The organism is Fodinibius roseus (assembly GCF_900129315.1).
GTDB lineage: Bacteria > Bacteroidota > Rhodothermia > Balneolales > Balneolaceae > Fodinibius > Fodinibius roseus.
In genome coordinates, this window is the sequence record NZ_FQUS01000001.1 from 267510 (window position 1) to 281667 (window position 14158).

Below are 14158 nucleotides of genomic sequence, written 5' to 3' on the forward strand. Positions count from 1 at the left end.
ACGCAATATTACTTGTATATTTGCTCAAAATAAGATAAACAGAGCTTATGCTGCGATCGATTCAACAAAAAAAATTAGCCCCGGAGGGATATGTCTATACGACTTACGGCCATCCCCGGTATCTTAAACACGCCGTCGCATCGGTTGTATCGCTGCGCCGGTACGACGAAGAGCGTCCCGTCGCCCTGGTCTGCGAAGAGAAGCATAAAAAGATTCTTGATGAATTTAATCTGAACAGTATTTTTGATGTCATTCATGTGATGTCGCCAGACCGGGCTTCCATCGTGGGGTTTAAACATAACATCCACGAATACATGTTTTTCGAGAAGAATATTTTTCTCGACAGTGATATCATATGGTGTAAAGATCCCGACAATCTGTGGAAGTCATTTGAACCGTATCCCTTTACAATAACGGGTACCCAGGTTTCCGATAATTTTTTTGGGGGGCCCAAAAATATCGGTATCCTGAGAGATATTATTTTGCGGCGTCGCCAGCATACCCTCAATCACTTTGGGCTAACCTACCTCAGTCGTGTACAGACGGGTATAATTTATGCACAGGACTATAGCCTAACCAGGAAAGTGTGTGAATTTTCCCAGAAAATGCTCGACCGAAAAGAGGAAACGCACTTCAGAAGCCGGACACTCGAACAGGGACGAAGTGAAGAATCGTGCGAGTGGAGTATGGCAATGGCTATGTCGAAGCTCGATTTGCCCGTTTACCCCTGGCTACAGGGACACACCAGTCCCCAGTTGGATTATATCGATGACTTGACCTCCCACGATGCTGATTTCGAATATGTGGTGTGCAAGTATTATTGTGATCAGTTTGTATATAACCTGCGTGGGTTAAAAATTAAGTGGATCCGAAAGTTTCTGATTAAGCTACTGGGTTTTATTCCCGGGAAGGGGGACTATTTGAAAACGACTCCGTACTGCCTTCATTTTGGATGGTATCACCAGAAACAGCCGTTCCACGAGTTTTCCGAACGAACCTGGAATGCCTTGAAAAAAGAAAAATTCAGCCAGCTGTTGGATAGTAAAAATCGATTAGCAGAAAATATATAGTGATACCGGTATGCCTGAACTCTTTTACCGAATACCGGGAATCGGCATTTTTACTTTCCTGTTGCTGTTTCAGATAAATGCGGAAGCCCAGCTTCGGTATGGAGGGTCGTCAACGGTTTACGCCGGGAAAGAGGGCAATCTGCCCTTCTGGTTTTATGCGAATAGCGACGGCATCGTGGAGCCTTCTTCGACAAACCTCGTTAATGGTTTTTATGCATATGCTACAAAGCGTGATACTACCATCGATTTGCTATTTACCGGTGGATTTGATGCTCACGGTCGTCTGTCGGCGGATAACGCGCTGGTGTTCACGCAATTGTTTGGTAATGTCACCTATCGTGGGATAAGGGTAACGGCGGGACGGTTTTATGACCCTGTGGGACTTAATGACGATGATTTGTCGATGGGATCAATGCTCATTAGTCGTAATGCTACGCCGGTCCCCAAAATACGGGTGGGCAGCGACGGCTTTGTAAGGGTTCCGAAGACCGGCGGGCGTTTACAATTCAATACTATGCTATCCCATGGCTGGTTCACGGACAACCGTTATATTGATGATTCTTATCTGCATCAGAAATTTTTATACCTGAAGTATAATCACAGGCGTTTTGATGTCACGGCTGGGATGGCGCATAATACGATGTGGGGGGGGACCCATCCGGGATTTGGCGGGGGACCGTTTGATTTGCCTTCTTCCCTCTCGGATTATTTTAAGGTTGTATTCGGTCAGTCTGCCTCCGGCGATAAGGTTCCTCAGAATGAAATAACCAACGCTGTAGGTAATTCTGTTGCGGCGTATGAAGCTAAATTAGGCCTCAAATTCGATCATTTTCGTATTAAAGCATACCGTTTATTTTACCTGGAGGACAAGGTTGCCCTCCGTTTTCGAAGCCCCTGGGACGGCCTGTGGGGGGCGGGCATCGAGCTGGCTGATGATCAGCGAATAGTAACGGAGTTGTTGTGGGAGCATATGAACACCAAACGCCAAAATGCCTGGATTGATACACCTTTGGGACGAAATAGTTATTATAACAACGGGGTCTATCTTTCCGGGTGGTCGTATGAGGGAGCGGTTCTGGGGAATCCCCTTCTGATTTATGGGCCCACTTCCGATTTTGACGGGGGACTGTATCCGATATCCAATAATATTATTGTTGCTCATCACATAGGTATTCAGGGAAAACCGACAGATCGCCTTTCTTATAAGATATTTTTAACCTATTCCCGGAATTACGGTACTTATGTCGACCAGGGAGAGGGCCCCCCATACATCCCGCTTGATGAGATTCGCGTGGATGAATATTCCTCTCTTCTTCAGCTTGAATATCATGTTGCCCCGGCCCATGGGCTAAGCGTGACGGGTGCGTTCGCTTTCGACACCGGCGCACTTTATGAAGAGGACCGGCTCGGTTTACAGGTAGGGGTGAGCTGGGACCGGATAGCCGATTAGCTTTGCTAAAAGGTCATACAAGAGTACGGTTTTAGTTGCAAAAAGACGGACGAATAGATCGGCAGAAATATTATTTTAATCGGGACAAGCTCCTATAACGGCACATAATGAACGAGCAGCAGGAAGAACAAGAATGGAAAGCGTATCTGAAAAAGGGGATACGCTATACCTTGCAGGTCGGAATTATCGGGTACCTTGCCTATAAGCTCTATGATATAGGTCTTGCCAGGGTGGTTGAATCGCTGCCACTTAATCCGTTTTTTTACCTGCTTTTTTTTGTGATCTATTTTTCGCTGCCTTTGTCCGAAATTTATATCTATGGGGTAAAATGGAACTTCAGGGGATACCGCGCATTTCTTGTCTTTGTTCAAAAAAAAGTACTCAATACGGATGTGCTGGGATATTCGGGTGAATTTTATCTCTTCTACTGGGCCAAAGAGAAGCTGAAGATACCAGCGGTAGAGGCGATGAAATTTGTCAAGGACAATAATATCCTGTCCTCGCTTTCCTCCACTTTCATATCGGTTATCCTGCTGATATTCTTCCTGACACAGGGATACATCAATCCCGAAGATTATCTCCCCCAGATCGAAAATAAGCTAACCTATTTGTGGATTGGTCTCGCGCTTATCGTGGTAGTGTTTGTCGCATATAAATTCCGAGGCTATATACTTAGCATCAGCATTGTAGATGCGGCAAAAATTTCGGCTGTTTATACCGGGCGACTGATTTTTACAAATTTGATTCAGATTATTCAGTATAAAATTGCTGAACCCTCCATACCCTGGGCGGTTTGGTTCAGCCTGATGGCCGTTCAGATCATGTCTACCCGTATCCCTTTTTTACCAAGTCGAGATGTGTTATATGTGAGCGTTGCTCTTGAAATGTCGGTCGTGTTGAATGTGCCTGAAGCCCAGCTGGTGGGGGTTTTGACCGCTAATTTGATATTAAAGAAACTGATTGGGGCCGTCTCTTTTATCCTCACCTCTTTTACCCAGGCCCAGCTGCCCGTAAATCCCGGGTCCGTCGACACGGATGAACTGGAAGAGTTCCAACCAACATCACAGGAGAAACAATAGCGCGAATGTTTGTGATCCCGAGAAGCACGGGACTCCGCGGTCGTTATCGGATACTGAGTTGTCATTCAAAAAATCTTATACCGGCGTGTACTGTAGCCGTGATTTTCAGACGGTTACCTGCTTTGAAGCAGTCTTCGATAAAGAGAAGGAATGGAATGTTTGATTACTTTTGAATGCATCGGAAGATCAATTCGTTTCCGGGAAAAGGCTGATAAATTGGTAAACAAGCCATCCTAATGGTAGAATTGTTTGAGATCGACATCCAGGAGGTGACTTGTAATATAATCGATCTCGGAAGCATTAAAATGTTGTTGGAGCTTATTGCTTCTGTCCAGTGATCTGTTCCTGTTTTGGTTTTTCCACTTTTCCTCTTCCTGGGTCAGTGACCCCGCGGTCCGGTGAAAATCCCGGAGCATCGCCTGCTGGTAATCAAGTCTCAAAAAAGCACATATGGCTTTCAACACGATTTTGGGATCCTCAATAAGCTGTTCGTATACGACAAAACAGTGATTAGACTGCTGCCGGTATTCCAGGGATACGCGTATGCTGCTGTTCCACCAGTTGATACACTTTTTGACCGAACGCTCGCTCCCCCACTGGTCGGGGTATCGCTTGGTGGCCAGGTGAAGGCTTGCAACCACATCTGTGCCGCTTCGCAATATATGAAGAAACTTACTGGGAGCGGGGGACTGCCCGATAGATGATATGTAATGCAGGTGACGCGGGGTTTTTTCCAATCCCCAAACCGGCTCTTCAATATTCTTTTTTACTGCTTCACGGCTGATCATCTGGTCCAGGGTATCAATCAGTTTATGGCACCAGTCCCGGTACGTATAGAACTTGTAGGCGGATATACCGGCAAAGGGATGGAGACCTTCATAATTATTATTTTTGAGAAACCGGGTGACGGTTTTACGGCTTTTAGGTCCGTGCAGCTTGAGTTTCCGCAGGAACGGATTGATCGGCAGAGTTTTCGAAAAGAAATGGGTCTCCGGAAAGGAGATCACCTTGGGATGACTGGCGATCATGCTTTGCAGCAGGGTCGTCCCTGAGCGGGGACAACCGACTAAAAAAACTCGTTTTGGGTTCACAATAATTAGTTTTCAGAGGGAAGTAAATCTAATTCCCGGGAATCTTCCAGATACATCCTGAAGGCTTCACGCTGTTCACTTGTCAGCTGAAACTTCGGATGATCAAAAAGTTTTCCCTTTATCATCTTGTGCCAGAAATACAACAGGGCGTCTTTTGGATTGTTGCGTATACGCCGCAGGAAATGATCTTTTTCCCAGGTGTTCGAACCATGGTAACAGCGAATAAAAAGGTGCGAATATTTATCGGGAAGCTGAAGGTATCGCCGATCCATCCATTCTTTCAGGTATACGGTGTCTTCGGCCCGGCGGGTATGTGGGTACCGTATCCTTTCGTCAGCCCGGTGCATAATACTGCCGGGGATGCCATCGGGGAGATATCCCACATAGGGATACTGCATATACGGTCGTTCGTCCAGGTGCATGAGCGCTCCCGAAAGACAGCAGGCATCGTAGCCATCCACAAGCGTTTGCGCCTGGATGGCAATCCGCTCGGGATGATACCAGTCATCGTCGTCCCATTGTACTAAAAAGTCGCCGTTGGCTTCTTCCAGCGACCGGTTGCGGAGTTTTCCCAGCGTATTTTCGGGCTTTTTTTCCAGTTTCACATAATGGATCTGATTAGTGGGTAGTGGAGCAAGCACCTCATCCAGATCTTCGTCACCATCATCGACAATGACTAATTCCTTATTCTGATACGTTTGGTTTCGGAAGCATCGGACTGCACGCTTCATCAGGTGTTTACGGTTAGCGGTGACCGTCAGACAGCTGACTTTGGGGAGACTACTATCCATCGGCTGTGATGATTCAGGCATAAAAGACTAACTATTCGAAATGAGATTATTTTTCAGAAGTGCTAATATTAAAGAAATATTTGTGAAGCTCCTAAGTTCCGGATGAGTTTTCATTTCTTTATCCATTCCCTGAGTAGCTCATGTCTGTGCTCTATAGATTGGTTGGGGGCAGCAATCTGCAGGTGTCCCCCGGCTTCTTCCCGCCCGTAGGCGGCCCGCACCACTTCCATGTGTTCGGTGATCTCATCGGCACCCAGGAGGTTGCCTGCCCCGTCGGTCAGCCCGGCCATCAGCAGCTTGCGGGGCGCCAGCCCGGCGGCCAGGTCCGGCAGGTCGTAGGCCGTCAGCGCCCCGGGCACCGCGCTGACATGCAGGGAGGGATCATAGAAACGGTTGGTCACCAGCGAGCGGTAGGAGGCATACGGGCCCAGCAGGGCGACCCCGCGGAGGGACGGCTCAAAGGCTGCTGCGTGCAGCAATGCCGGCCCCATGGCTTCCCGGGCCACCCCATAGACCTGGTCCGTTTCGGCTTGCCGCTTTAGCAGCCGGGCCAGCCGGACCGCATCGCCGGCCCGCAGGCCGGTAACGCTGCGGCCGATCAGCACCGAGGTGGTCCACACGTCAAAAGAGGTGGCCGCAAAATCCTTAACCTGGGTGGTATAGTTGGCCAACTCGCCCGGACCCATTTCCCCGACTCCAAGCAGATCAGGGGCCAGCACGGTATGCCCGGACCGGGCCAGCCGTCCCAGCTCGCCGTCTTTGCCGGCCTCAGCGGCTTTCCCCTCGGGATGCAGGTAGAGGACCGCCTTGCCGGTGGGCTGGTCCGGTCGAAACAGCAGGTAGGGGATCGGGTAGCCGCCCTCGCCCCGCGCAAAATACTTCTCGATGGCATAGCCCTCCCGCGGGATGCGCCCGGTAAACACCGGCTCCGGCACGCTCCCCGGCTCGCGGTAGCCCGAGAGCCGGCGGGCGGATCTCAGCACCTCCGGCAGGTGACGCTCCAGGTCGGTTCTGGAAGATTCCAGTTCCCTGACCTGCCGGGCGGCCCGCCGGCGGTTCAGGCTGAAGACCGTCTCCGCGTCCTCCCGGGATGTAGCCACCTGGCCGGTGGGGGTCACCCGCAGCTCCTCTTCGCTCAAGACCTCTACCTCCAGGTCTCCGGCGCTGCCGGGGTTGTCGAGGTGCTCCTGGAAGAAGGCGTACATCGCCTCCCGGTTCTTCCGGGTAGAGCCGTGGTCCCCGCCGTCTTCGGCCATGGCAAAGTTCCCGGGCTCCCCGTAGGCCTCGTAGATCCCGGACACCTCCCGGGCGGTCTCCCGGGCCCCCTGGATACTGAAAAAATCCTCGGTGGTCGTAATCATCAGGGTGGGCCGGGGGGCGCGAACCTCCAGCAGGTCCGCGTGATCCAGCCCGGCGGCAATCCCCCCGAAGAAGTTCTGTTCGGCGTCCTGGGGACCGATGGACTGCAGCAGGCGCGTGAAGCTGGTAATATACGCTTCGGGGGCAGCAGCATGGATCCGCTCGTCAAATGCCGCAATATAGGCTGTCTGAGTCCCCCCGCCCGATCGGCCGGTCATCCCGATGCGATCGTTGTCGACTTCCTCCCTGGAAAACAGATAATCGACGGCCCGGATGCCGTCCCAGATCATATACCGGGCCAGGGAGCTGCCGGTGATAAAAGCCTGGGCGCCAGCGTAGGAGTGCTCGCGCGTAGAACTGCCGACGATCGATTGTCCGCTCTCCGGGTCGTAGTACTGCAGGCGCTCTCCCTGGCTCACCGGATCAATGGCAAAGACGATAAATCCCTTGTGTACCAAATTCAGGATCTTGTGCTGATAAGTTTCGCTGCGGTAGCCGTTGTCCGTGTGACCGCTCAGGTAAATGACTGCCGGACCTTTGTCCTGCAGTCCATCGGGAATAAACAGTGAAGAGGTGACATGGAAGCCGGGCTGGGACTCGTATACGATATGCTCGACGCGGTAGCCCTCTTTGTCCAGGGTGCCCACCACCTCGGCGTTCAGCGGGGTTTTGGCGGGAAAAGGTCCCACGATCTCCCGCAGCCGCCCCCGCACGTCCCGCTGGCGCTGCTGCCAGTCCGACAAGCCCCGGAGCCCGGCAATGGTCTCGGCCCGCTGGTCCAGCAGCTCATAGGCCTGCCCGCTCAGGTGATGGTATAGCGCATTCGGGGCATCGCTGAAGGCAATCCAGCTGTTGTTCGAGGAGGAACCCCGGATGACCTTCAATTCATCCTGGCCGTACAGCGGACTATTGATACCGGTCCACATAAAAAGAATCACGAATAGTGCGGTGAACCGATAGGAATTAAGAGCAGGAGTAAGGCCGGAGTTAACTTTTTGAGTGGTTGCCGAATTGTTCATGAAGTGTCTTTGTTTATGTATTACGTTTCGCTACCTGACAGCAAAGGGATAAATAGCTATTCCCACGGGTAATTTCAACTGCGGTTTTACTCACGTTTATTTTATTCACCGCAGTATGGGTACCATGGTCACTGGATCGCAGGAGAACCATGGAGCTCGTGATCCTGTAAGTGCTCATGCTATGCCGGAAACGCTGCCAGATATAGCCAAATAGTACTTACCTGCTGAAAAATGGTCCGTCTGATTCTGATGGGTTTTTAGACTGGATTTTATTACCTGTGAATTTGTACTTCAGCAAGACGAAGGAATAATGGCAGCGCAGGACCTACCCGCTGCGCCCGGCACGCTTTTGTTTACCTTCAACGCCGTTGATGGGCAGCGTTCGCAGTACATTGCACGCTGGTGCAATTTTTTTGGCGTCAAATATAGACATAAGTTAATCTGTGTCATAAGGTTATGACAATATGCCAAACATCTTTGTGGAAACATACGGGTTAAAGCCCGTTACATAAAAAAAACACGCACCGAATAAGGATCGGTGCGTGTTTTCAGCGGGGGACACAGAGCCGTTAGAAATAAAACGTGCCGATGATAGCAGCAGCGGTATAGATGCTGTTATCATCATGTTCCTCAAACATAAAGTTAAGCTGTCCCTCTACCCCCAGGCTAAAATGTTCGTCAAGGAAATATTCTCCACCACCGGACGCGCCGATTAGAAAATCTGAGCTGTCATCTCCTGTGCCATCTACCGAGGTATGCTGCAGGATCCCCTGAGCCCCGATATAGGTGGCAAAGTCGTTGCCCAGAGACTGATAAAAACGCGGGTTTAGCCCGATGTTAAAAGCAGTGTAGTTATCATCCTGGTGGGTGAGGCCAAACACCGGTGCAATAACAATATTGTCGGAGGCCCAGATCGGTACTTTCAGGTTTGTTTGGCTGCTTTGCAGGGAAGCAGACAAACCGACCGTACCTGTATCCGGTCTGTTTTGAGCATAAGCCGTTGATGTAGCTAAAAATATAGTAGCGAGAAGTAATAATGTTTTTGTAGCTGTTTTCATAAGAATCATAGGATTGATTAATAATTAACAGCACCTTATAGACCGGAATAACAGGTTATGTTCCCACTCACCTTCTTTGTGATTATATAACAAATATATTTATATTAACCTATTGTACTGCAATAGACTATATCTATCATATAAATTAATTATTGAATGAAGGAACTCTGCATTCGTGATGTTCTCCAGATCTGCTCATCCGGTCCTGACCGGCCTTGACCGATTCTCACCGTTCCCTTAAAGGGCAGGGACGAAGGCGGCAAACTAAGGGGGCAGGCATTTTCAGTATCAATCCGGTGCAGCAATAAATGCGTTTAAAAGAGAAACCAGCTCAGGATTGCTGTAGCGCTTTTCGGCAGGCGTCCAGGTCTTGTCGGGCAGGTTCATAATCGGGAGAAATTTCCAGGCACTGCTCAAAATATGAGATCGCCTCCTCATATTGTTCGATGTGTTTGAGCATGTAGCCGATATTGTTGTAGGCTTCGTAGAAATCCGGATTCAGCTCTATTGCTTTTTTGTAACAGTGTCCGGCTTCAACCGTATTGTTAGCGCGGAGGTGATGGTTCCCCAGGTTGAAGTAGCCCATCGCATCATCCGGTTTGATTTTGGTGATATGTTCAAAAAGCTCTTGTGCTTTTTCCGTCTCACCGGCCAGCTCATAGATATCGGCCAGGTTGTTCAGGGCGGGGACATAGTCGGGCTGAATATCGATCGCATCCAAATAGTGAGTGACTGCCCGTTCAATTTGATTGAGCTCAAAAAAAGTATTGGCGAGGTTGAAATGCGTTTTAAAGTTCCCGGGGTCGGCAGCGAGGGAACGCTGATAGGCTTCTGCAGCCTGGTCATATTCTCCCAGCATATGATAGCCGACGCCCAGTTCATTGAGCAAAGCTGCGTCGCCGGGCGATTCCCTGAGCTCTTCTTTTATCTCTGTAATCTGTTGTTCTATCTGCTCCATAGCGCCACAAAATACGAAAAGCCTGTGTTCTTCTCACAGAAAAATAGCTGTCGAGAATTACTTACGGTTTACCGATAAACTGGAAGTAGGTCCACAATCCCCAATAGGCTTTTTTGACGGTAATGTCAGCCGGATGAAAATACTTTTTGAGCAAGGGTAAGAGGTGTCCGCTGAAGTTGACATGATTATACTCCATCCACCGTCTAAACCAGGCGAACGGACTGGTATTAAAATCAACGACAGCGATATATCCATTCGGTTTCAGATCTTCCAAAAGGTGATTGAAGATAGGGTCTGTATGGGGACCAAACATCGTCAGCGAATAGGAAAGCAGGATCAGATCAAAAGAATTATAGTCAAAGCTATCGCCCTGGTAACGGCCCAGTTTCAGTTCTATCTGTGTCGAATGGTTAAGGCGTTCCCCGGCTTTTCTCAGCATTTCGGGCGAGAGGTCGAGTCCCGTTATCCGGGCATCGGGAAAATGAAATTCCAGTCGTTCCATATTAGTCCCGGTACCACAACCTATTTCCAGGATTTGCGGCTGCGACGGCAGATCCGGGATCATATCGAGCAGGCCTGACCGCCCGAAGAGGAAACTCCAGCGGGTGGCATCGTAGAGAGGAGCATGAAATCGGTAGTATCGCTCTACTTCGGGTTCCCGGGTGGTATGGGAGGAGGCCGGGTCCATCATTGTACGAGCCCCAGATGCGTGCTTTCGTAGGTTCCGACCCGGTCCCTGGCCTGGAGGCTGCTGGTCAGTTCCGGCTGGAAATAGACCCGGTCCCTGACAAAGGCGGGCAGAAAATCGACCGAGGTCCCGGCAGAACGAAATAATATGCGCGTACCGGCTTTGGAGTTGTCCAGGATGTACCGCCACTCGCGGGCAAGCAGCTCCGGTTTGGAGTTCGCCATCCAGTCCTGATGGTCAAGCAGTACAAAATGCGTATAGGGGCCGGGATGGTTCCTGAGAAATTGCAACAGGGTAGACGTATGCGTTTCAATCTTGTGTTCCCGCCTTCGCAGCAGCTGAAAATAATCTTTGCGCAGGTAGTTGGGACAACAGTCCCGCCGGTATGATCCTGTTAAATATACGCGCCAGAAATAGTTGTCATGAATGGGACGCCGGGTGAATACGCGCCGCAGGGCTTGCTGAATAAAATCAAACATGCCCCCATCGTATTTTCGGGCAATAATATTACGCTGGGTTGCCGGGACGCCTATCATACTGGTGAGCGCATGCTGGCCTGCCAGCCATTTGTGAAAACCGTTCCAGAGCAGTGGCTCGATCTCATTAAAATAATAGGTTTGTTCTTTAATAGTATGTGCATCAAGGAGTTTCCGTATTATTGAAGAGAGCCCCTTGCGTTGTATCCTCTTGTATATCAGCAGGGCAACCTTCCCTGACGTGCCATTGAAATAAAAGCTCGGCTGGGTGGGGGAGGGAATGAAATAGTCGATATGGTTATCCCAGAACCGCCGGCTGGGAGAAGATAAAAAACACCTTAGGTTTTGACGGTAAATAAATGCTGCGCCTTCTCTTTTGCCCTCTCCGAGGAAATCCCATAAAAGAGAAAAGTCCCCGTTTTTGAAAAGCGATTGTTTCAGATCCATCAGTGCATTTTGTGCGGGATTGACGTCTACACAATGGATACGCTGAGGACCATCAAGCAGATAATCGAGCGCATTGCAACCGGCACTGGTGAGCATAACGACCCTGCTTTGCCGGTCGAGCTGCAGCATTTGGCGATCCAGTCGTGGATCCTCCCAGCAGGTATTATATACCAGATTATTGGATACAACTGTATTAAACAGCCATTCCTGGAAATTTTCAGCTATGTTTGAGAGTTTTCTCATTACCTTTTAATCTAAAGGACTGATATGTATCAGGTGTGAAAGAATTGTAATGTTATTGTAAAGAAATGCGGGCGAATCCACCAGCGGAATTGTTAATGGCAGGTAATACCAAGATATTTGCCCTGTAAAATTGTTGAACGGGGAAGAGATGTCTGCAGGGGTCTCTCAAAAAATATCCATGCAATCCTCAGTGAAATTTGTATCTTTCAGGAGAATAGGAATAAAACGATATTGTTATGGCTAATGATAACAAAAGCGATGCATCGATGACGGAAGTAAAAACAGAGAAATATGAAAAGCTTATCGATCGATTGAAGGAGGAACGCAAGGCGGTGGAAAATATGCTGGATAAAGATTACCGGGAAGCACGCCGGTATGTCCGTTCACACCCGGAGGAGGGCGTATTTGCAGCTTTTGCAGGCGGTATTGCTTTGGGTTTTATCCTTGGAAGAATAAGTAAGTAAGAAATAAGTTTAACTTCTAAATTATAGTAAGACTGTGGATTTAACGACGATTAATACCGATCATTTGAATGAATTGTTTGAGCGCGTGGATGCGCTCAGGGGGTATCTTTGACTATGATCAGCGAAAAGTTAGGATAATAGAGCTCCAGGAGCAGACGCAGGACCCCCATTTCTGGGACGATCCGGAAGAGGCTCGTCGCATTATGAAAAAACTGGATCATGAGAAGACCATGGTAGCTCAGTGGGATGAGCTGGATGAGCTTTGCGACAGCATCCAGGTATACCAGGAATTTCTGGAGGAAGGGGAAAATATCAGGGGAGAACTTGAAGAGGAAGCAAAAAGGCTTGAGCGTAAGCTTGAGGCCCTGGAACTGAAGAATATGCTTCGGGGCGAAGATGACCACCGGGATGCCATTCTAACCTTTAACCCGGGGGCCGGGGGGACCGAAAGCCAGGACTGGGCCGAAATGCTGTACCGGATGTATACACGCTGGGCCAAGAAAAATGATTTTGAACTTTCAATTATCGAATACCAGGATGGCGATGTGGCCGGAATCAAAAGTGCGACAGTGGAAGTCAGCGGTGAGTTTGCTTATGGCTACCTGAAGGCGGAAAGCGGGGTGCACCGGCTGGTGCGCATCTCGCCGTTCGACAGTAACTCACGCCGCCATACCTCTTTTTGTTCCGTTTTTGTATCGCCCGTCATTGACGATACCATCGAAATAGATATCACCGAAAGCGATGTGGAACTGCAACGATTTCATTCCAGTGGGGCCGGGGGACAAAATGTAAATAAGGTGGAAACGGGGGTTCGCCTGATTTGGGAAGGGGAGCTTTCCGACGGATCCCGGGAGCGGGTCGTGGCCGAGTGCCAGCAGGAGCGCTCGCAGCTGCAGAACCGCGAAAAGGCAATGGTACTGCTTAAGTCAAAGATCTATGAGCTGGAAAAGCAGATCAAGGAGCGTGAAAAACAGAAATTAGAGGACTCCAAGAGCAAAATTGAGTGGGGGTCCCAGATCCGATCCTATGTCTTCCATCCCTATAATATGGTAAAAGATCATCGCACGGATTTTGAAACCTCCGACGTCGAGGGGGTGATGGATGGGGAGATTGATGAGTTTATTAATGAATACCTGCTCTCCATCTCAGCCACGGATAGGACAGAATAATGGTAACAGTCGGCATTACAGGAGGTATAGGCAGTGGTAAATCCGCGGTCTGTGAAGTTTGGACCCGGATGGGAGGATATGTGCTGAATGCAGACGACTTGGCTAAAGAACTGATGGTCAGGGATGCCGATATCCGCCGGCAGCTGGTCGAGACCTTCGGCGAGTGTACGTTCCGGGGGGATGGTAGCCTGAACCGCGCATACCTGGCTGAAGAAGCTTTTCAAAAAGGACGGGTAGGTGAACTTAACGCGATTGTGCATCCTAAACTGCCGGATGCGGTAAAACAGCGCATGCAGGCGGCCGCCCATAAAGGATTCAGGGTGGGCATTTATGAGGCCGCTTTGCTGCTCGAAAGCGATCATCTCGGTTTCTTTGATCACGTGGTCCTGGTCCTTGCCGATGAAGAAAAGCGTCTGGAGTGGGTCCGGGAGCGGGATAATGCCAGCCGCCGTGATATTAAAAGCCGGATGGATAAGCAGCGAAATTTTGATAATGCAACCCACCGGGCCGATATTGTCATCCGTAATGAGGGTACGCTTGAAGAGTTAAAGGAGAAAGCGAAACGGGTGTTTAACACCTTTTTGGACACTTGATATTATTATAGTTGTACTGGTAAGAGGATATTCAGTCCGGCTCGGTAAAAAGGGAGAGAGTTCTTTTTTTGATAACTGCTTTACTGCCTGGATCGGTTGGTGTAATATGTACGCTTATTTGCTTCTGAGACAGCAATTATAAAAATTTACCGGTTAATTTTGCAAAGTTGTCAATTGTAAAAAAATTAGAATATGATTAGTTG

The 14158-nt window shown here is 49.4% G+C and carries 13 protein-coding genes; 6 read left to right on the forward strand and 7 right to left on the reverse strand.

The genetic code is table 11. The features are described from left to right. The first annotated feature begins 47 nt into the window (after nucleotides 1-47). From BUB16_RS01100 to BUB16_RS01110, 3 genes are all read left to right on the forward strand, one after another. Nucleotides 48-1070: a hypothetical protein gene (locus BUB16_RS01100; protein ID WP_073058967.1), complete on the forward strand. Its 1023-nt coding sequence runs from the start codon at nucleotides 48-50 to the stop codon at nucleotides 1068-1070. Between the two features lie 10 nt (nucleotides 1071-1080). Continuing rightward, nucleotides 1081-2520: a capsule assembly Wzi family protein gene (locus BUB16_RS01105; RefSeq protein ID WP_073058968.1), complete on the forward strand. Its 1440-nt coding sequence runs from the start codon at nucleotides 1081-1083 to the stop codon at nucleotides 2518-2520. Between the two features lie 107 nt (nucleotides 2521-2627). Further along, nucleotides 2628-3599, forward strand: a complete 972-nt coding sequence (locus BUB16_RS01110) for a hypothetical protein (RefSeq protein ID WP_073058969.1) — start codon at nucleotides 2628-2630, stop codon at nucleotides 3597-3599. Between the two features lie 233 nt (nucleotides 3600-3832). Here the strand turns inward: BUB16_RS01110 and BUB16_RS01115 are convergent, their stop codons facing one another. The 7 genes from BUB16_RS01115 to BUB16_RS01145 all read right to left on the reverse strand — a co-directional run bounded on the left by BUB16_RS01115 (nucleotide 3833) and on the right by BUB16_RS01145 (nucleotide 11729). Beyond that, nucleotides 3833-4690 carry a sulfotransferase family protein gene (locus tag BUB16_RS01115; RefSeq protein ID WP_073058970.1) on the reverse strand — a complete coding sequence of 286 codons (858 nt, stop codon included), beginning with the start codon at nucleotides 4688-4690 and terminating at the stop codon, nucleotides 3833-3835. A gap of 5 nt (nucleotides 4691-4695) precedes the next feature. Then, entirely contained in the window at nucleotides 4696-5502 is an 807-nt protein-coding gene (locus BUB16_RS01120) for a glycosyltransferase family 2 protein (RefSeq protein ID WP_211483043.1), read from the reverse strand. An 89-nt stretch (nucleotides 5503-5591) separates the two neighbouring features. Next, complete coding sequence (locus tag BUB16_RS01125) at nucleotides 5592-7859, reverse strand: alpha/beta hydrolase (RefSeq protein ID WP_073058971.1); 2268 nt, start codon at nucleotides 7857-7859, stop codon at nucleotides 5592-5594. 569 nt (nucleotides 7860-8428) lie between these two features. Continuing rightward, the gene (locus BUB16_RS01130) at nucleotides 8429-8917 is read right to left on the reverse strand and encodes a hypothetical protein (protein WP_139240136.1); all 489 of its coding nucleotides are present in this window, start codon (nucleotides 8915-8917) and stop codon (nucleotides 8429-8431) included. Between the two features lie 331 nt (nucleotides 8918-9248). After that, nucleotides 9249-9875 (reverse strand): tetratricopeptide repeat protein, encoded by a 627-nt coding sequence (locus BUB16_RS01135; protein ID WP_073058973.1) that lies wholly within the window; start codon nucleotides 9873-9875, stop codon nucleotides 9249-9251. 61 nt (nucleotides 9876-9936) lie between these two features. Beyond that, nucleotides 9937-10566, reverse strand: a complete 630-nt coding sequence (locus tag BUB16_RS01140; RefSeq protein WP_073058974.1) for a class I SAM-dependent methyltransferase — start codon at nucleotides 10564-10566, stop codon at nucleotides 9937-9939. Next, nucleotides 10563-11729: a BtaA family protein gene (locus tag BUB16_RS01145; RefSeq protein ID WP_073058975.1), complete on the reverse strand. Its 1167-nt coding sequence runs from the start codon at nucleotides 11727-11729 to the stop codon at nucleotides 10563-10565. Before BUB16_RS01145 ends, BUB16_RS01140 begins: the two co-directional genes overlap by 4 nt. A gap of 236 nt (nucleotides 11730-11965) precedes the next feature. Between BUB16_RS01145 and BUB16_RS01150 the strand changes: the two genes are divergently transcribed. From BUB16_RS01150 to coaE, 3 genes are all read left to right on the forward strand, one after another. Then, nucleotides 11966-12193 carry a hypothetical protein gene (locus BUB16_RS01150; protein ID WP_073058976.1) on the forward strand — a complete coding sequence of 76 codons (228 nt, stop codon included), beginning with the start codon at nucleotides 11966-11968 and terminating at the stop codon, nucleotides 12191-12193. Nucleotides 12194-12242: 49 nt separating this feature from the next. Further along, nucleotides 12243-13362 (forward strand): peptide chain release factor 2 gene (gene prfB, locus BUB16_RS01155; RefSeq protein ID WP_139240150.1). Its coding sequence is split into 2 segments (ribosomal slippage): nucleotides 12243-12302 and nucleotides 12304-13362, totalling 1119 coding nucleotides; the frame shifts between segments, so codons are not numbered across the junction. Next, entirely contained in the window at nucleotides 13362-13955 is a 594-nt protein-coding gene (gene coaE, locus BUB16_RS01160; protein ID WP_073058978.1) for a dephospho-CoA kinase, read from the forward strand. Before prfB ends, coaE begins: the two co-directional genes overlap by 1 nt. Nucleotides 13956-14158: the final 203 nt, after the last annotated feature.